Source organism: Holdemania massiliensis, assembly GCF_022440805.1.
GTDB classification, from domain to species: domain Bacteria; phylum Bacillota_I; class Bacilli_A; order Erysipelotrichales; family Erysipelotrichaceae; genus Holdemania; species Holdemania massiliensis_A.
The window spans coordinates 517,897-538,315 of record NZ_JAKNTK010000001.1; the positions used below are offsets into that span (position 1 = coordinate 517,897).

9 protein-coding genes are annotated in these 20,419 nt (G+C 41.9%); 5 read left to right on the plus strand and 4 right to left on the minus strand.

Translation table 11 applies throughout. The features are described 5' to 3' along the window. Nucleotides 1-3: 3 nt before the first annotated feature. Nucleotides 4-1,119 carry a hypothetical protein gene (locus tag MCG46_RS02440; protein ID WP_240277359.1) on the minus strand — a complete coding sequence of 372 codons (1,116 nt, stop codon included), beginning with the start codon at nucleotides 1,117-1,119 and terminating at the stop codon, nucleotides 4-6. Between the two features lie 493 nt (nucleotides 1,120-1,612). Continuing rightward, the gene (locus MCG46_RS02445; RefSeq protein ID WP_240277361.1) at nucleotides 1,613-3,565 is read right to left on the minus strand and encodes a sensor domain-containing diguanylate cyclase; all 1,953 of its coding nucleotides are present in this window, start codon (nucleotides 3,563-3,565) and stop codon (nucleotides 1,613-1,615) included. Nucleotides 3,566-4,022: 457 nt separating this feature from the next. Here MCG46_RS02445 and MCG46_RS02450 point away from each other — a divergent pair, with 457 nt between their 5' ends. The 5 genes from MCG46_RS02450 to MCG46_RS02470 all read left to right on the plus strand — a co-directional run bounded on the left by MCG46_RS02450 (nucleotide 4,023) and on the right by MCG46_RS02470 (nucleotide 16,093). Then, nucleotides 4,023-5,084, plus strand: a complete 1,062-nt coding sequence (locus MCG46_RS02450) for a helix-turn-helix domain-containing protein (protein WP_240277362.1) — start codon at nucleotides 4,023-4,025, stop codon at nucleotides 5,082-5,084. A 404-nt stretch (nucleotides 5,085-5,488) separates the two neighbouring features. Continuing rightward, on the plus strand, nucleotides 5,489-6,022 hold the full coding sequence (locus MCG46_RS02455) for an HdeD family acid-resistance protein (RefSeq protein WP_240277363.1): 534 nt from the start codon (nucleotides 5,489-5,491) through the stop codon (nucleotides 6,020-6,022). 300 nt (nucleotides 6,023-6,322) lie between these two features. Continuing rightward, nucleotides 6,323-7,234, plus strand: coding sequence for an alpha/beta fold hydrolase (locus tag MCG46_RS02460; protein WP_240277366.1), 912 nt, complete (start codon nucleotides 6,323-6,325; stop codon nucleotides 7,232-7,234). 461 nt (nucleotides 7,235-7,695) lie between these two features. Continuing rightward, entirely contained in the window at nucleotides 7,696-8,241 is a 546-nt protein-coding gene (locus tag MCG46_RS02465; protein WP_240277367.1) for a hypothetical protein, read from the plus strand. Further along, nucleotides 8,216-16,093: an InlB B-repeat-containing protein gene (locus MCG46_RS02470; RefSeq protein WP_240277369.1), complete on the plus strand. Its 7,878-nt coding sequence runs from the start codon at nucleotides 8,216-8,218 to the stop codon at nucleotides 16,091-16,093. Before MCG46_RS02465 ends, MCG46_RS02470 begins: the two co-directional genes overlap by 26 nt. Before the next feature lie 217 nt (nucleotides 16,094-16,310). Here the strand turns inward: MCG46_RS02470 and MCG46_RS02475 are convergent, their stop codons facing one another. Then, nucleotides 16,311-16,784, minus strand: coding sequence for a hypothetical protein (locus MCG46_RS02475; protein ID WP_240277371.1), 474 nt, complete (start codon nucleotides 16,782-16,784; stop codon nucleotides 16,311-16,313). 331 nt (nucleotides 16,785-17,115) lie between these two features. Continuing rightward, nucleotides 17,116-19,920 carry an ATP-binding protein gene (locus tag MCG46_RS02480; protein WP_240277372.1) on the minus strand — a complete coding sequence of 935 codons (2,805 nt, stop codon included), beginning with the start codon at nucleotides 19,918-19,920 and terminating at the stop codon, nucleotides 17,116-17,118. Nucleotides 19,921-20,419: the final 499 nt, after the last annotated feature.

Genomic DNA, 20,419 nt, shown 5'->3' on the forward strand with positions numbered 1-20,419 from the left:
TCGTTAAATAACTTGTATTATAGTTTGATTCGTTAAATCATACATATAGAGACTTTCTAAATTCACTGAGAAGTATACTTGATTGAATAATATATTCTCAATAAAAACTTGTCCTTTCGGTAGTTCAATTGTCGTTAATTCGTTATTTTCAGACCAAATATTTAAGTAGGGAATATTGAAGTCAGGATCTTCCGTTAGATAAATAACGTGTCCTTCAGTGACACATAATTCACGGAAAATAACTTTGGAATTAATCGGAGTAATGATTTCAACCTGAAAACTACTTAATTGAATTCTGCAGATACTTTCTGACAACGGACTGTAAAAATATAAATAATCATTTAAACCACGCAGATAATCATTGACATAGATATTGATCTTATCAATTGTCTCTATGGTTAAAGTATCTAAGTTAATTCTTCTGACTAACAAATCAGATATTTCGTAATAATATAAATAATTGTTATATTCAAATAATCCACAGGGCATTAAATTAAGTTCCGTAACATTCAATTCTCCATTACTGAGATTCAATATCGCAAAGTAATTATTCTCGTATCTGTTACTATCATTTGAGCTGCCTGTCGTTAGATATAGAAGGTTTTTCTTTCCTAGCATACAACCACTGACGTCTTCTAATAACAAGGCTTGGTCGTGTGAGATTAAATCATAGCTGTAGAGATTGGCTGTTAAATAATTATCCGTGTAATCCGTGAAATAAATCCTATTGTCGTAAAGATATAATCTGCCTATATTATTACCTGTGATCAATGAACTAATTTTGAAATGGTCTTTACTGATTTGATATAAAGTTTTAGAATCTGTAAAAAATATTGAATCGGAACTTTCTACTAATTGACAAGTAGCATTAGCGAATTCATGATAATATTTATTTAAAGTATAAGTGTCAAACACTTTATTTTTATCTAGGAATCCGGTATGTGAAACTGCATTTTTAATATCTGTAAAAGGAAAATATTCGGGTTCGGTATTACTTGGATTGACCCTAGCTTCCTTTGTTTCTTGAGGGGAACTGGTCGGTTCGCTGATCGTTGAATTATGACATCCTACAATTAGTAACAGGAAAACAAGTAAGAATAATTTAAATGTGAATTTCATAGGTTTAATACCTCAGAAAGTTTTCATTAAATAGATAAGGCGAAGAAGAAATCACAGTTTGACTTTTTAAAACAGATAAAAAATTAGCCTTAGGCAATAGCGCAAAAATATAAACTAAAGTTTTTCGCATGATTAACTCCTCTTTCATAATTTAAGGATAGCATACAACTTGCTTTTATCAATAGAATTAGGATTAATAGACATAATTGTGCATTGAATAGATAAAGTATAAGAATTTGTATTCACTGTAGAGGTTAAGCATTGAGGAGAGATCAGATGAAAGCAGCATGATTAGAGGACAATACTCTATTTTTAGAAAAATTTGCAAGAATAGTAAAAGCGGATCGTGATATAGAATTTGACGCATTTTCAGCTGAAAATGTTCTTAAAGATGTTGAGGGAAAAATATTAAAACATTGTTTTTAGACATTTAAATACAAGCAGTGATTTAGCGATCGTTGATAAAATTCAAAACGATTCTATTAAAAAATCTTTAATCTTTTGAACTGTCATGTTCATGAGGGACTGCTTTAAAGAAGGAATAGCTGTTTTTTCCGTGTTTTTTGGTCTGATATAAGGCGGCGTCAGCACTTTTATACAGTGTTTCAAAGTTACAGCCATCCTGAGGTGCCAGCGCGATGCCGATGCTGGCGCTCATCATCCAGGTGCAGCCCAGCGCAGTATGCGTTTTATTCAAAGCCTTCGATAGAGCTTTTGCCTTATCTTCAACCGCAGCAGGACCGGTGATTGGATAGAAGACTGCGAATTCATCGCCGCCGATCCGTCCGATAATGTCATCTTGGCGAAACTGGGAGCAAAGCGCAGCGGCAAAGGCTTCAATCACCGTATCTCCAAAAACATGGCCGTAGCGGTCGTTCGCTTCTTTAAATGTATCAATATCAAAGATGAAAAAGGCAAATTGCTGATCAGGGCAAGTTTGAAGCTTTTGTTCAATATGCCGCCGGGTTGCGCTTTTTGTCAGAAGATGCGTCATCTCATCCGTCTGAGCCAAAGCCTGAAGCCGTTTTTCCTGGCGCTTTTCAGCATCAATATTCTGTCGATATGTCAGCATGTGCAGCGACTGATCCTTTTCCTGCTGAATGATCCGTGCTGTTATCCGCATCCAGAAATAATCTCCGCCAGTAGAGATCATAAATTCATAGGTTAAAGTATCCTGCCCGTTTTCATAAGCGCGGATCACATTCGCAGGCGTAAAGGTGTCAACATAACCCTGCCGGAATTCAGCTTTGATCTGCTTTTCAGCAACGACCTTCAGGGCCTGATCGTAAGGTGTGCCCGCCGGAGCTCCCAGACTTTCAAAATATTTTTGCGTTTCTGCATCTGCCGGACAGTTGTGGGTAATATCCAGCTCATAGATGTTGTCAAACAGTTCTTCGGTGGCTTTTTCAAAGGTGGAGCGCTTTTCCTGTTCCACCGACTGCGTCAGTTCAATTATCTGCAGATTAAAGGTTCGGATGACCCGGGTAATAATATACAGAATGAAGAGAATGATCGCCGTGATGATCAAAGCAGACTGCCACAGCTGCCGCTGCAGCGATCTTAATAATTCGCCCGTATCCTGCCGGACAAAAAGATGCCATTGAAGCTGCGGAATGTAACGCGAGATTACATAATCCTGTCCCTGGCTTTCCTGCGGATTTTTTACCCAGAAAGGATTCGAGGCATCGCCGCTCTGCCAGCTTAATATCTGTTTCTGCACCTCATCTTGATAGGGATACAGCGAAAACAAATTCATTCTTTCATAACCGGTGTAATGAGAGGAAATTTCAATGTCTCCGGCGCTGTTGATCAGAAATGCCTGCACCTGATACTGATCCTCATAACTTTGAATTAAAGTCTGCAGGGAATCAATCTGCAGGCCGACGCCGACGATCCCCAAAAGCTGCCCTTGATCATCCGTAATCTTGCAGTTGACAAATACAGTAATTTCGTTGTTTTTGCCTTTGACCTCATCGTTATCGACGTTCATCGCGTATTCCTGGTCGGAGGTTGCCATTGCGTAATACCAGTCGTTTTCCGGATTTTCCGGAGAGAGCACCCGGTCAAGTCCGGCATAATTGTAATAACGCTGCGAAGCGGCAGAAACTAAAAATACAGAATCATACTGGGTTTGATCATGATACGCTTTCAGATATTTTGTCAGAACCGCTTCATATTCCGGATTGTTCAGGTTGCTGCTTTCTTCAAGCAGCGCTCGGCGAAGCAAGCTGTCATTGGCCATGGTCAGTGAGATGTTGACCGGTTTGGCAAACAGCGTTGTCAGCTGATAATAAATCCCTTCTGAAGTCAGTTCAGATACTTGTTCTATATTTTTGACGGAAGCCGAATAATTCATCTGGCAGCTCAGCACGGCAGTTGCCAAAAAGCCGAGAAAGACGACCAGGCAGACTAAGATATTGGTTTTCAGTAAGATATTATGTTTCATGATTTTCCTTCTTCCTTTATGGTGATTGGATTTTTCAACTTCATATCTTATTGGATCATGTTGGTCAGTAGAATCATTATCCCAAAACAGTTAGATTTATACTGACCGGGATAACTCTATTGTAATCCGCCTTTCAAAAATACTGCACAGATTTTCAGAAAAAGAAAAACCGTTTTCGTAAAACAAACCCAACGAAATATCGCAAAACAGAAGGGTGGATACATCTTTTCTTCTTCACAAGTGTCAGACTTTAGAATTCAGGATATGGATGAAGAGCATTCTCTGAGAAAGAAATCATCATTTCTTTTCCTGTTTCTCTGATTTATAACCAATGGTTAAAAAAATTAACCAAAACATGCCGAGCGTTCAGTTGTCAGTGACATGACGTCCTGTTAAGATAAAGTCAGGATAGGCCTATCCTTCTGGATATCGTAAAGAGTCCGGCAGAAAGGAAATCATGATGAAAATCAATGAAATTATCCGCCAGCGGCGGAAAGAATTAGGATTAACGCAGGAACAAATTGCACAGCGTTTGGGTGTGACCGCCCCGGCTGTCAACAAATGGGAAAGCGGCGTCAGCTATCCGGATATCACGCTGCTTCCACCCTTGGCCCGTCTATTAAAAACGGATCTGAACACGCTTTTATCATTTAAAGAAGAATTAACCGATGCAGAAATAGCCGATATTATTCGTGAGATCACCCAGCGGATTCAGATGGATCAGGTGGAATCGGCGCTGGCTTATGCCCGCGAACAGGCGGAAGAATATCCTGGCTGTCTGCCGCTGCTTTATGCTTTGGCGTCCGTGTTAAAAGGCTGTTTGATGCTGGTGCCGGAACAGCTGAACGAAGCTGAGTCGCTGATTCATTCATGGCTGCAGCAGTGCGTGCAGGGAAATGATCCGCGGTCTCGCAATGGCGCAATCGGATTTTTATTTCTTGATGCTTTGGAGCAGGAACAATTTGATGAAGCCAGGGAATTGCTGAATCAGCTGCCGCAGCCGGATGCCGTGAATAAACAACAGCTGCAGATTAATCTTTATCTGCGCTCAAAAGAGAGGGAAAAGGCGCTGGAACTGATGGAACGACGGCTGATCCAAACTGCCAACGACCTGTCAATGCAGTTGGGTACCTTAGCCAACTTAACAATCAAGGAACAGCCGGAAACCGCGGAACGCTATCTGCAGGTATCCCGTTGGATTGGAGAACAGCTGGATCTGATGCCGTATAATCGAGCTTATGCGGACTGGACGGCCGCGACAAACCGACAGGATGGCGAAGCAGCTCTGACCGCGCTGGAGGCCATGTTTCAGGCTTTGAAAACACCATGGATCGCTTCCCAGTCACCGTTATATCCGCATATTCAGGATCAGAATGATATGAGTACGTTCAGTGCGCTGCTCAGTCAGTCGCTGTTGAAAGCACTCCAACAAGATGAAACAATGTCATTTCTGCGCCAGTCTCCGCGTTATGAACAGGTCCTTCGCAGGCTAGGGGAGATTAAAAATAATGGAGGCTGAGAGGCTGGAAAATAAGATGGATTTCCGTAAGCGAAATGGCAGATTCATTCCAGTACCATGATGAATCCATAAATAAAGCAGAAGAGAAGGCTGACAATTGAACAGTCTTCTTTTTGTAAGCAGGGTCAGTTCGGGTGGGTTACGTTGAAAAGCTGACTGAAATTCCTGTTTTTAAAAAAGGAAGCTTAGAAAAGCGATGCTTATCTCATTGAGTTATCCCAACACCTCAAAATCATCCATTTCTGGGAACGGAGTATAAAGCAGAATGTCCGCAGAATTAGACAGGGCTTTTGCTTTGTCGACGCTTTGGACAGTCAGCCGGGACTGTCTATTTTCAAACGATAAGAAAGCGCTATGATACAAATAGGATCCGATGAAAGTGATCCAAGAAGGAGTGGGATTATATGAAAAATTCAATGACGCGTGTGCTATGGTTTATTGCCGGAATCCTGCTGATCATCTCCGGCTGTACCTTGCTGTTCAGGCCGGACGCCTCGCTGATCTCCATGGCGGGAATGATTGGGTTTGTGATTTTGATCAACGGTATTTTCAGTTTGACAATTTACTTTGTGTTCCATAATGTAATGTTAGGCGCTTTATGGCAGCTTCTCGACGGTATTCTGGGAATCCTGGTCGGCTTTATGTTTCTGGCCAACAGTGTTCTGGTCGCCTCCGTTCTGCCCTATGTTTTCGGGATGTGGATCATGTTCTCCGGATTGTCTAAGCTGGTCGGCGGATTTGATTTGCGGAAGCTAAATTTTGATGGATGGGGATGGCTGGTACTGTTGGGGGCAGCAATGACGATGCTGGGATTGCTGACATTCTTTAAACCGGTAATCGGTACGGTAGCGTTATCAACCTTGTTTGCTTTGGCTTTGATCGTTGAGGGTGCCCATGCACTGATCCGCGGAATCTATTATCAACGTTTCTGGCTGTAATGAAGGATTGAATCATCACGCTTGTTTTAGAGGACAAGAGGGATCGCCCGGCAGAAATTCTAATTCAAAGGATTTCTCGGTGCCGATCCCTTTTTTTCCTTTCCGAATGTTTTCAAATTCACGAATCAGTTTGACAGTCCAGCCATCGTCCCGTACAATGAGACTTAAGCAAACAGGTATTGATGATTAAATCAGGATAAAATAAGAAATCGCCGCGGGATAAGCCTGGAAAAGGGCTGTCATTAAGAAGCGTGAAAGACTGAGAACTCATAGAAATCAATCAAAAGAGGGAGCAACATCATGCATATTAATGAACAGTTAAAAATGGATTTAAACGGGGTTCGGCAATTTATTTCTATCCGCGCAGAAAAGGCTGAAGCGCCACTGCTAGTCTACCTGCATGGTGGTCCCGGGGATGCAGCTTTGCCTCTGGTTAAGAAATATAATAAACAACTGGAGCAGCAGTTTACCGTTGTGATTTGGGAGCAGCGCGGTGCTGGAAAATCGTATTATCCATTTGAAGGCGCAGTCACAATCGAGATGTTTCTTCAAGATCTCAATGTGCTGGTGACGAATTTATTAAAGCGGTTTAACCAGAGTTCACTGTATTTGGTCGGTCATTCCTGGGGAAGTATTTTGGGACTTCGCTTTGCACAGGCGCATCCGGAACTAGTGCGGACCTATATTGGCTGCGGACAAGTCGTGAATATGAAAAAATCGAGTAGGATTGCTTATGATTATGCGTTAGCCCATGCTGATCAAAAGAGTCTGGAAAAATTGAAAAGGATCGACTGTAGTTATCAATCAGAGAACTGGCTGAACGATTTACTTTTCGTCACACAACAAGTTGTTAAACATAAGGGGTCGCTCTATGGAGCGAAGAATTACAATCGTTTAATTCTGCCGTTTCTGTTTTCAAAAGATTACACAATCAGCGATTTGATCCGACGTCAGAAGGGCAGCCTGCAGGCCATACAGTACTTGTGGCAGGAGGTCATGCAGACGGACTTTGAAGCGCAGACGCGTTTTAAAACGCCGGTTATTCTGATTGAAGGTCGCTATGACAGCCATGTTTCCTCAGCTCTGGCGAAGGATTACTTTGATCGAATTGAAACGGAAAAACAGTTTTACTGGTTTGAAAATTCTTGTCACTTTCCTCAATGGAGTGAAAATGAGAAATTCAATCAGCTGATGTGTGATTTGCTAGGATAATTCCTAATCAGGACAGATGACACGGAATTCATCAACAATACCGACAAGATAATGACGATCAAAGGAGGAATACTGGCATATTTTCTTGGAAATGCCGAATCAGTTGACGAATCTTGATTACTATCAGTTCCACCTTAGGCAGAAAGTCAGATGAAGGTTAGAATAAGCTTTGTTATTATGGTTAGGTTTATTATTTCCTGTGAGGAAGCAGGAAGAATATAGGACATAAAGCTTCGTTGAGAAAAATTTCTTGATGGAGTTTTTTTTATATGTACTAAAACGGCTTGTCTGAGAACGCGCAAAAATATAGTTGTGAAGATTTTAATTGTTGATAACCGATAACTATCTGGCTAAAAGTGGAAAATTCTAAAAATATTTGAACTTTCCCTGCAAAAAACCTGAAATCTAACCAATATATAACCTTCGATTGATAGGATAGGGGTGTCTTGGAGGTGAAGCCTATGCGGAAATGGTTAGTTTTCGGCTTTATAACAGCTATGTTGCTCCTGTGCCCAATCCGAGTTTTGGCCGATTCGCCTACCGATGAACCGGAAACGGAACAAATCGAAGAGGAATCCACACCGCAGGCTGCCCGCAGAAATCAGGATTCTGTAATGCTCTTTGCTTTCTTAGCGGCGGGAGTTGTTGTCATTGCAGCCGCATTGATGACTAAGAATCAAAATCTTAGCTTGTTTGTTAATCATGTTGATTACAATGGCGATGGCAGCTATATCATCACCTGGGGTTATAAAAACCCTAAACGTTATAAAGTCAAATTTGATAAAGGCAAGGCAGGTTTAAAAGTAAGAAAGGGAACTGCGATTATCCTGAAAAGTGCAGAACTAACTGAATTTGAACCTGGAATTCATAAAGACGCGATGATTACGATCATTAACAATGAAACTGAAATCGAATGGATTGCAGGAAATCAAAAGGTCGGCGTTAATGGAAAAATGATTCAGGAAGAGAGGGAAAACGAAAATGAAGATTACAAGCAGATTGGATAGAGTCTTAAAATGGTTGACTGTCTTGGCAATGACAATGTCCTGCTTCACAGAGTTGCCGATTCGCATCGTCGCAGAAAGCTTTGATGTTGATTCTGTAATCAGAATTGAATCTAATGAAAACGTAGCAGATGTTCATTTAATCGTCAATGTTACCGTGAACGGTCAAACGGTATCCGCGGAGAAATCAGTCGCAGCAGGAATGCTGACTGTAAAAGCCAATGACGGTTATGAAATTGATTCAATGGATCTGGATGGAACCGCATTTCAGGATACGGTAGAAGTCCAAGAAGCAAGTCAATCTTTAAACATTACGGCTCATCCAACCACAACGCAGGTCAATGAGTCTGAAGAAACAGAAAAAACTCCGGAACCAACGATGAGTCCGGAACCAACGACAGAGAACAGTTCGGAGCCGTCAGAAACACCGGAAATTAGTGAAACGCCGGAAGTTACTGAAACACCGGCAATGAACCCTACAGAAATTCCTGAAAATACAAATGAGATATTGAATAATGAGGCTTTACAAGCTTCAAATGCATTGTCGCTTGATATTGAAACTTATAGTTTGTCAGATGTATATATCAATAGTGGGCAATGGAAAAGTATTGAGGGTTCATCAGGATATTATCACTCCTGGTCAAGCAGCAATCCGTCGATTGTAACAGTATTTGATAATTACGATCGTTATGGCAGTATTTATGCCAAGAGTGTAGGACAGGCTGTAATTACTCATCGCTATTATAGTTATGGATGGAAGGAAGAAAAGTTTACTGTCTACGTCACAGCTCCTGAACAGGTCGGTTATTTCTATATTATGAAGCCAGGTAAGGAAAATGCCGCATATAGAGAAAAATGGGCTTATGCAGGAGTAGGAACAATTGTTGCCAACACACCTGTTGCAAGTAAGAATACAGTTTCAGTAAGCGTAAAAAGCTATCCACAATCATATCCAACAATTTATGACCAAGATGGAAATGCGTATACCTACAGCATCAATGGTGAAACCGGAACTTACAGTATCGTATGGGATTATATGATTGACTCGTCGGGCGCCAATGATGGGAATGAAGTGCTAACTGATAATCCTTCATGGCATGTTGATGGGCACGCAATCTTAGTTGCGAAGGATTATAAAACGGTTGATGTTATGGTTAAGCAGCCAGGATCAGTTTCTTATTCGCGTCTTAGTGACGACTATCCAGTATTAGTTGAAAATGGAAAAACACTCCAAAATATTCCGAGTGTAGATTCCGAGAAAGATTATCAGGATAAAAGTTATTTGTTTAATGGATGGTATACAGATCCAGAATGTACAAATAAAGTCGATATAGCGTCATATAAAGTAACATCAAATACAACATTTTATGGTAAATATGATGCAAATGAATCCACTTATAAAATTAAAGTAAATGCTTATGCAGGAAATAGAGGTACTGGTACACTAATTGGTACAAAATTGATTGAAAATGTAAGCTGGAGTGAATTAAGTGCTTATTATAAAATGGAGCACTATGAACTGGCTAACTTAACGTTGGGAACTGATTTGTCTGGAAATGGAGAGATCATCACTTCTTTCTGGGATCCTATCAAACAAGATATCTCATTAACTTCAGAAGAGGGATATCATATATTAAGTCTTTATTTAAAAGAAGACAGTCCAGTGTTTATTACGATTAATTATAATGGTAATGGGAATACTGCTGGTTCTATTCCATCTTCAACAACAGTTCTAAAAGATGATTCTTATAGAATTGAGAATCATGGAAGTCTTGAAAAAGAAGGGTATACTTTTACAGGTTGGAATGATAAAGCAGATGGCTCAGGAAGTGCATATGGAGAAGGTCAAACAATTAATGTAAATAAAAATATGACGCTTTATGCACAATGGGAAGAAATTGATCGAGGATTCTCTGCCAAAGGATTTGAAGTCACTTATGATGGTAATCTTCATAGCCTAGAATTTGTGGGTGAACTTCGAGAGAATGAGACTGTTCAGTATTCTGTTGATAACGGAATAAACTGGAATACTACGAATAGTTGGATGAATGTTTGTTCGTATTCAGTTCTTGTTAGAGTCATGAATAAGCATACGGAAGTTTGGAGAAGTTCTCCTGTTTCAGTCAAAATCAATCCACGTGAGATTACCGTAACAGGAAATCATAATACGATTCCTTATGATGGCTTTGCGCATACTGTAACAGGGGTTTCCGCTAGTAATTTGGTCAAGAATCATTCTATTACTTGCGATACAGCCAGTGTGACAAGGACTGATGCTGGAACCTCCAATATGAATTTGACAGAAAATACGCCGTTTAAGATTATGTCAAAGAATGTGAATGTTACTTCCAATTACAACGTAGTAAATGTTGAAGATGGTTATCTAACAATCACACCGCAAACAGAAGAGCTGAAGGTTACCATTACAGGTAATAACGCTAACAAAGTTTATACGGGAAGTGAACAGGAAGTTACAGGCTGGAGTTCTGACGCTCCGCAGGGAGTCAGTGTTGTATTGACAACAACAGCGAGAGCAGCAGGAACTAATGCAGGAACATACAAGATGAATCTGAAGGCTGAAAACTTCAAAGTAACGAGCGATAACTACAGCAATATTGAAGTCGTTGTAGTAGACGGCTATCTGACAATCACACCGATCGATAACGTTACAATTAAAGCTGATAACAAATCCAAAGTTTATGGGTCTGATGATCCTGAATTAACGGCAGTTGTTACAGGTTTGATTGACAAAGATGTTCTGAATTATAAGTTAAGTCGTGAAGAAAATAATAACGTAGGAACTTACGAAATTGTTGTTACGTTAAATAACAATCCAAATTACACAGTGACTCATATTGAAAATGGGGAATTTGTAATTTATGGTGAGATCTTCTATGACAGCAATATTGCTGCAGAAGGTGAAGCTCCGAGTGATTCTAATAAATACAAATTAAATGATGAAATCAAAGTTGCTAATCGCAATACATTAGCACTAAATGAAGCTGTGTTTATCGGATGGAGTACTGAACCTCAGTCATTAATCCAGACTCAGGAACAGGAAGATGCTGCAAACATTATTGCTGAGGGTTCTACTTTGAATCAGGGTATGACAAGTTTAACCTTATATGCGGTTTTCGCAGAGGATAAAAATGGAACAAATATCCCAGATTATAGAGAAGACCATTACACAATTATCTTCCGAGCTGGTGCAAATGGATTTCTGAATACAGGTAATATTACGATTGAAGATATTTTAATTGGCACACACTTCGGTGATGTTGTGAAAGTAATTCCAACACCTGTAGCAAACGATGGCTATCATTTCGCAGCTTGGAATAATCCAATTCCTGCAAATGATGTTGAAATTGTTGGTAATATGGAGTTTGTAGCGAACTTCGCCATCAATGATTACACTGCGATTGTGAACTATATTGATGAAGATACAGACGAAGTAATCGCCACAGCGAAAGAAGTAACAGCGAAGCATGGTGATGTAGTCAATGGTGAAAAATATAAAGTTACTATCGAAGATTATATTTACACTCATGCAGATTCAAAGATGATTACGGAAGACAAAATGAATGTCAACGTGTATTACAGCGCTGATAAGAACCATGATGAAATTCCAGATAAGTATCAGATTGAAATCACGTACAGAGCGGTTAACGGCACAATTACTACGAACAACGGTCCATTCACTCTGAATAAAGTGGATGCGAATGGCGATTACGCAGTAGATGGTGTAGCGCACTTAGCTGAAGATCAGATTGCAACAGCGACGGCGAATGAAGGTTATCACTTTGAAAGCTGGTCACCGAAAGCCCCGACAACGGAAATCGAACTGAGTGAAGACACAGAGTTTGTAGCGAACTTCGCCATCAATGAGTACACAGCGATTGTGAATTATATTGATGAAGATACAGACGAAGTAATCGCCACAGCGAAAGAAGTAACAGCGAAGCATGGTGATGTAGTCAATGGTGAAAAATATAAAGTTACTATCGAAGATTATATTTACACTCATGCAGAATCAACGACGATTACGGAAGACAAAATGAATGTCAACGTATACTACAGTGCTGATAAAAACCATGATGAAATTCCAGATAAGTATCAGATCACAGTCACTTACAAAGCGGTTAATGGCACAATCACTGCGAACAATGGTCCGTTCACTCTGAATAAAGTGGATGCGAAGGGCGATTACGCAGTTGATGGTGTTGCGCACTTAACTGTAGATCAGATTGCGACAGCGACAGCGAATGAAGGCTATCACTTTGAAAGCTGGTCACCGAAAGTCCCAACAACGGAAATCGAACTGAGTGAAGACACAGAGTTTGTAGCGAAGTTTGCCATCAATGAGTACACAACGATTGTGAACTATATTGACGAAGATACAAACGAAGTGATTGCCACAGCGAAGCCGGTAAAGGTGAATCATGGAGAAACAGTCAACGGTGCAGATCATGTGATCAACATTGAAGACTATGTTTACACCCATGCAGAATCGAAGCCAATCACAGAAGACAACATGGAAGTCAACGTGTACTACAGTGCTGATAAAAACCATGATGAAATTCCTGATAAGTATCAGATTGAAGTCACCTACAGAGCGGTTAACGGTACAATCACTGCGAACAATGGTCCGTTCACTCTGAATAAAGTGGATGCGAATGGCGATTACGCAGTTGATGGTGTTGCCCACTTAGCTGAAGATCAGATTGCGACAGCGACGGCGAATGAAGGTTATCACTTTGAAAGCTGGTCACCGAAAGTCCCAACAACGGAAATCGAACTGAGTGAAGACACAGAGTTTGTAGCGAACTTCGCTATCAATGAGTACACAGCGATTGTGAACTATATTGACGAAGATACAGACGAAGTAATCGCCACAGCGAAGCCGATAAAGGTGAATCATGGAGTTGTAGTCAGCGGTGCAGATCATGTGATCAACATTGAAGACTATGTTTACACCCATGCAGAATCGAAGACGATCACGGAAGACAACATGGAAGTCAACGTGTATTACAGCGCTGATAAGAACCATGATGAAATTCCAGATAGGTATCAGATTGAAGTCACTTACAGAGCGGTTAACGGTACAATCACTGCGAACAATGGTCCGTTCACTCTGAATAAAGTGGATGCGAATGGCGATTACGCAGTTGATGGTGTTGCCCACTTAGCTGAAGATCAGATTGCGACAGCGACGGCGAATGAAGGTTATCACTTTGAAAGCTGGTCACCGAAAGTCCCAACAACGGAAATCGAACTGAGTGAAGACACAGAGTTTGTAGCGAACTTCGCTATCAATGAGTACACAGCGATTGTGAACTATATTGACGAAGACACAGATGAAGTGATTGGCACAGCGAAGCCGGTAAAGGTGAATCATGGAGTTGTAGTCAGCGGTGCAGATCATGTGATCAACATTGAAGACTATGTTTACACCCATGCAGAATCGAAGACGATCACGGAAGACAACATGGAAGTCAACGTGTATTACAGCGCTGATAAGAACCATGATGAAATTCCAGATAGGTATCAGATTGAAGTCACTTACAGAGCGGTTAACGGTACAATCACTGCGAACAATGGTCCGTTCACTCTGAATAAAGTGGATGCGAATGGCGATTACGCAGTTGATGGTGTTGCCCACTTAGCTGAAGAACAGATTGCGACAGCGACAGCGAATGAAGGTTATCACTTTGAAAGCTGGTCACCGAAAGCCCCGACAACGGAAATCGAACTGAGTGAAGACACAGAGTTTGTAGCGAACTTCGCCATCAATGATTACACGGCAACCGTGAACTATATTGACGAAGACACAGATGAAGTGATTGCCACAGTGAAGTCATTAAATGTAAAGCATGGTGAAATACTCGACGGTGAAAAATATAAGGCTACTATCGAAGATTATGTTTACACCCATGCAGAATCAAAGATGATTATGGAAGATAACATGAATGTCAACGTGTATTACAGCGCTGATAAGAACCATGATGAAATTCCAGATAAGTATCAGATTGAAGTCACCTACAGAGCTGTTAACGGCACAGTCACTGCGAACAACGGTCCGTTCACTCTGAATAAAGTAGATGCGAATGGCGATTACGCAGTTGATGGTGTTGCCCACTTAGCTGAAGATCAGATTGCAACAGCGACAGCGAATGAAGGCTATCACTTTGAAAGCTGGTCACCGAAAGCCCCGACAACGGAAATCGAACTGAGTGAAGACACTGAGTTTGTAGCGAACTTCGCTATCAATGAGTACACAGCGATTGTGAACTATATTGATGAAGATACAAACAAAGTGATTGGCACAGCGAAGCCGGTAAAGGTAGAACATGGAAAAACAGTCAACGGTGCAGATCATGTGATCAACATTGAAGATTATATTTACACTCATGCAGAATCAAAGACGATAACGGAAGACAAAATGAATGTCAACGTGTATTACAGCGCTGATAAGAACCATGATGAAATTCCAGATAAGTATCAGATTGAAGTCACCTACAGAGCTGTTAACGGCACAGTCACTGCGAACAACGGTCCGTTCACTCTGAATAAAGTAGATGCGAATGGCGATTACGCAGTTGATGGTGTTGCCCACTTAGCTGAAGATCAGATTGCAACAGCGACAGCGAATGAAGGCTATCACTTTGAAAGCTGGTCACCGAAAGCCCCGACAACGGAAATCGAACTGAGTGAAGACACTGAGTTTGTAGCGAACTTCGCTATCAATGAGTACACAGCGATTGTGAACTATATTGATGAAGATACAAACAAAGTGATTGGCACAGCGAAGCCGGTAAAGGTAGAACATGGAAAAACAGTCAACGGTGCAGATCATGTGATCAACATTGAAGATTATATTTACACTCATGCAGAATCAAAGACGATAACGGAAGACAAAATGAATGTCAACGTGTACTACAGCGCTGATAAGAACCATGATGAAATTCCAGATAAGTATCAGATTGAAGTCACTTACAAAGCGGTTAATGGTACGATTACTGCGAACAATGGTCCGTTCACTCTGAATAAAGTGGATGCGAATGGCGATTACGCAGTTGATGGTGTTGCTCATTTAACTGATGAGCAAATCGCAAAGGCGAGTCCGAATAACGGATATCAAGGCGGAACCTGGAGTCCAATGTCTCCGACAACGGCTTTGGATTTAACGGAAGATACGACCTTTACGATTACCTTCACAGCGATTCCGGCTATTCCTGATCCAGAAGAACCAGAACCGAATCCAGGCTGTCCGGAAGGAACGACATGGGATGAAGCAGCTCAGGCTTGCTTAGCTCCATTTGTTCCAGGTCCAGGTCCAGAAGTTCCAGGTCCAGGCCCAGTGAATCCGGGTCCAGGTGCTGAAGAAGAAGTCATTGTTGAACCGGAAACACCGGAACAGGGTGGAACCGTAACTCCGACCCCAACCCCGGAAATTGAAGAGATCGAAGAACCAGAACAGCCGGAAGTCGGCCATAAGGGTTCTTGGGCTTTGATCAACTTGATCGCCAGCCTGCTCGGTTTGTTAGCAGCACTGTTCCTGATTTTCGCGAAGCATCAGAAGGATGACGACGAGGAAGATCAGAATCAGAGCGCGGCGATGAATGAAGAAGATCCTCAACAGCTGAAGCGCAAGAGAATCTACAAGTGGATCTCTGGCTTAACGGCTGTCATCTCGGTTATCGTCTTCGTTCTGACCGAAAACATGCGGCTGCCAATGATCTTAGTTGACAAGTGGACGCTGTTGATGGTTGTCTTCTTCCTGATCAATGCCGTAACGCTGTACTTAGGCAGAAGATGGCATGAGAATGAGGATGACGAGGAACAGACCCAGGCGTAATTCTCAATCACAAAGAAACAAAAAAGGCTGAGTGAATGCTCAGCTTTTCTTGTTGAATGAAGTAAAATAATATTGAAAGTCACCTTAAAAAGAACTGAAGAACTGCGGATAAAATGAAAAATAGATTATTCTTAATTCCTGTTGATTCGCAGGAGAAATCTGAACGCTGATGGGATAGAACAAACGCGCTTTTTTTTCTTATCGGGTAAAGACAAAATCAAATAGAATCTGTGACAGAACGCTTGGCATAGATTTCAGCATTGATCTGCCACTCACCATTCTCTTTCACAGTAACATTCTGCCAATGAAATTCATCATCGTCAATGTTGACAAAAACCCACTTTCTGTTTTCGTCATTCGTATAAGTAAGTACAATCATTTCCCCTTGCTTTCTGGCTTCAAGACGAATTATCTTTCCTGTGTAGCCATAAGCAACATCCCAGGCTTGAGTGTCGGGATTGAAGATACGAAGAGATGTGCCGTATTCATAATCCGGTAGGATAATCACATCTTGAATTGCCATTCCTTCAAGAACCCATGAGAAAAGCCATTCCCCCTGGATGGTCCCAGTATTATTGCTTTCAACATAATCAATTTTCCAACTGCCGATCAGTTTTCCAAAATAATTAAACGCTTCCGGCAATTTTGTGTTTTTTCCTTCGCTTACTAAAGCCTTAAAAAAATCTTGCATCGATGAATTCCTCCTTATGATAAAGAGCGCAGGGACAGGCAGCTGTTGATTTTCCCTACTGCTTGCAGAATATTTGAAACAGTTAGAATTAAATTTAAAGATGATCAGCCATCCCAGAACATCATTTCACACGTTGTGATGCGGTACAGCTGGCTTGATCTTTATTGTATCGGTTCTCCGCTCAGGAGTCAAATGGGAGGAAGTCAGTACAGCCTTGCAGCACGTGCGTGAACAGACAAGGACCCAATTCTATTAAGGCAATTTCCTAATAAAAAAGCCGCCTCATCGGATTTCTCAGATAAAGCGGCATGAGATTTATACTACATCAAAATCAGTGCGATTCAGCTTGCAGCAGATCATGCAGGAGCTGATAAAGGTAGTTGACATCCAGCGGTTTAGGCACAAAACCGTTCATCCCTGCTGCCATCGCAGCATCCACATCCTCTTTAAAGGTATTCGCTGTCATGGCTACGATTGGAATAACAGAGGCATCTGGACGAGCCAAGGATCGGATAGCTCGTGCAGCTTCCAGACCATTCATGTTTGGCATTTGAATATCCATCAAAATCACTTGGAAAGTTCCTGGCTCATGGGATGCAAATTGCTCCACAGCCTGTTCGCCATCGAGACAGCGTTTGACCACAGCCCCTTGAATCTCCAGAAGCTGGATGGCAATTTCAGCATTCAAATCGTTATCCTCTGCCAGCAGAATTGAAATGTCTTTTAATAACCTATCGTTCTGGGAATTAAGCAAGTGACTTTGGGCTTCTTCCGGATCGGGATTCAGCTGCAATGGAACAGTAAAGAAGAATTCACTGCCTTGATCTAGCTGACTTTGAACCTGAAGGACACCGCCCATACTGCGAACGATATTGCTGCTGATAGGAAGGCCCAAGCCAGTTCCCTGACTTTTCGCCTGGCTGGTTCCGACCTGTTCAAAGCTTTCAAAAATTCGCAGCTGATCTTCTTGGGGAATGCCGGAACCATTGTCGATGACCTGGAAAAAGAAGGAAGCTTCTTTCTCTGTGCTTGATTGTTCTGTAACCCGAAGCTGAACCTTTCCCCCTTCAGGGGTGAATTTAAACGCATTGGAAAGCAGATTGGTCAAAACCTGGCGAAGCCGAATACTGTCGCCTAAGAGCTGCCCGTGGATTACGGTTTTTTCCACGGCACAGGTCAGTCCGCGCTGAGTCGCTTCGGTTTCCATCATCGTCTGGATTTCGTCCAGCATGCGGTTCAAGGAAAACGGTTCATTGGCCAGTGTCAGTTTTCCGCTGTCAATCCGGCTCATGTCCAGGATATCGTTGATGAGATCAAGCATGTAATGCGAGGAGGCCCGCAGCTTGGATAAGTTCTCCTGAACTTCGGCAGGCACATCGTCCATCATACTGGTAAGGTCAGTCAGACCGATTACTGCATTCATCGGCGTACGCAGCTCGTGGCTCATGCGCGAAAGGAATTCACCTTTTGCCCGGCTTTCAGCTTTGGCTTTTTCCAGATTGTTCTGCATCAGCACCGCCTGCATTCGCGCCCGATAGATACTTAAGACCGCAATGACGACGACGATCAAAAACGCTGTTAGAACTAGAATAAAGGTCACAGGATTAGCATAAATAAGTTCGGTCAGGGTCATATTGGAAGCACCGATAGAAATCATATTGCGGTCCAGTATTTCAGAACGTTCCTTCTCGGAAAGACTGTTGATCGCTTTGTTGAGAATGGTCAGCAAATCCGGATCAGAAGGCCGTTTTAAGGCAAAACTCAGATCACTGCGGTTGTTGATCGGCGTGACGGGAACAAGATTGGAAAAATGATAACGCTGAATATCCAGCTCCAACCGGCTGCCCAGACCATAGATAAAGTCCGCTTTGCCGCTGTTTACCGCTTTCAGTGCATCGGTGACCGTAGGGTAAGTTTGTATTTCAGCAGCGCTGATTCCCGGCGGCAGGGACTGACCTTCGACAATCGCGCAGATCAATCCGGCAGCCGGATAAGAAGACATTTTATTACGGACCACAATGTTATTGAGATTGACATACGGAGAAGTTAGGGTTAAGCCTTGATCGATGGACTGTTCCTCCGTTCCGGTATAGAATCCAAGCAGATCCGCGCCGCCCTGCTGGACCAACTGCATCGCTTCCAGATAGGTGTCGGTAAAATGATAAGAAAAACTCAATCCGGTATACTCGGCAATGACATCCAGCACATCACAAATAACACCGCGATGCAGGGTGGTTGACGTATTGAGGCAAAACAGCGGATGATAACTTCTCGGAACCGCGACGATCACAGGATCCCGCTCTTGAATATACGTTTTTTCCGCGGGAGAAAGTGGAATATCCACATCCATTGCATTCTGGAAATTGGCGGCATAGCGGTCAACGCTGAAATTAGGATTGGAATCAGTAATTCTCTTTAGAGCCATATTCAATCCGTCGAGAACCGCTTGATTGCCGACTGTAGTAACGATGTAATAGGGCTGAGAATCGAAAGAGGTGACGGTGCGGAAGCCAGGCGGATTTTCAAAGTTATTCCCCAGCAGTAAATCAACTTCCCCATTTTCTAAATAAGGATAGAGGTTCCCCTCAAGGGAGAGCTCTTCATAACTGTAAGTTCGGATTTCACATTCAAGGTTATGAATGGTCAGATACTCCTGCAGTCTGCGGATATTTTCCAAGGCTCTTTCATAGACGCCGATTGTTTTTCCATTTAAACTGTATAAATTAAAGTTGCTGATGCTGCTGTCATCTTTGCGTGCCATTAATACCGCTTTGCTGTAGCCGATATTATATTCCGGATAAGCAAACCATTGTTCAAAAGAAGGTGAATAATAAGTGCCGCCCATCAGATCAAAGCGTCCTTCTAAAAATTCATCAATCATGTGATCGCCGTCGGTATCAATATACTCATATTCCCACCCTGTGTATTTGGCGATTTCATTAAGATAGTCCACAACGATTCCTTTTCGGGTCCCGTCTTCTGTCAGCTCTGTAATGCCGGGAAGCTGTGAAAACGCAACCTTAAGTACGATAGGCTGCTCTTTTTCAGCATGGGTGATAACGGGAGGAACCGCAGATAAGAGGGTTAAGAGCATGATCATGCCCCATTTAATTGGTTTCAGGATTCGTTTTTTCATGGATCATCTCGCTCCTTTATCATCATTAAAACAGCCGCAAGCTTTGAAGTCTGTTCAGCCGACATGAGAAGTTAGAATTTGATATTCCAGATAACCCAATAAACCAACTGCCTGTCGTTCTTAAAGCTACACCAGATCACCCTTGATCTACAGCCTCTTTTTTAAGCAGCAGGCAATCAATACCCGAATAACATCCATGATCTGGATTGGATCCACAGCTTTATAAGGTTGTTTGCTGAACAATATAAGGCTTGTTTGTTTTATTATAAACCTATTTGGAGAGTAAATATAGAACAAATTCACAGCTCATGCCGGCAAAGTGATGCAAAACGATTGTCAAGCGGAATCCGCCGGCGTTCCATATTGGAAGCATCATAAGGTAAAAAGATAAAGAAACCATTGTATTTTGCTTCTTTTTCCAGTGAACGCTGCTGCTAAACTTGCGGAATAGAAAAAAATCTCAGGCTTGAGTCAAGCGGATTTCCGGCAGACTATGCTG

What these genes read in the sequence shown, in the direction of transcription:
- MCG46_RS02440 (WP_240277359.1), bottom strand. Translation starts at nt 1,119, where the DNA reads ATGAAATTCACATTTAAATTATTCTTACTTGTTTTCCTGTTACTAATT.
- MCG46_RS02445 (WP_240277361.1), bottom strand. Translation starts at nt 3,565, where the DNA reads ATGAAACATAATATCTTACTGAAAACCAATATCTTAGTCTGCCTGGTC.
- MCG46_RS02450 (WP_240277362.1), top strand. Translation starts at nt 4,023, where the DNA reads ATGATGAAAATCAATGAAATTATCCGCCAGCGGCGGAAAGAATTAGGA.
- MCG46_RS02455 (WP_240277363.1), top strand. Translation starts at nt 5,489, where the DNA reads ATGAAAAATTCAATGACGCGTGTGCTATGGTTTATTGCCGGAATCCTG.
- MCG46_RS02460 (WP_240277366.1), top strand. Translation starts at nt 6,323, where the DNA reads ATGCATATTAATGAACAGTTAAAAATGGATTTAAACGGGGTTCGGCAA.
- MCG46_RS02465 (WP_240277367.1), top strand. Translation starts at nt 7,696, where the DNA reads ATGCGGAAATGGTTAGTTTTCGGCTTTATAACAGCTATGTTGCTCCTG.
- MCG46_RS02470 (WP_240277369.1), top strand. Translation starts at nt 8,216, where the DNA reads ATGAAGATTACAAGCAGATTGGATAGAGTCTTAAAATGGTTGACTGTC.
- MCG46_RS02475 (WP_240277371.1), bottom strand. Translation starts at nt 16,784, where the DNA reads ATGCAAGATTTTTTTAAGGCTTTAGTAAGCGAAGGAAAAAACACAAAA.
- MCG46_RS02480 (WP_240277372.1), bottom strand. Translation starts at nt 19,920, where the DNA reads ATGAAAAAACGAATCCTGAAACCAATTAAATGGGGCATGATCATGCTC.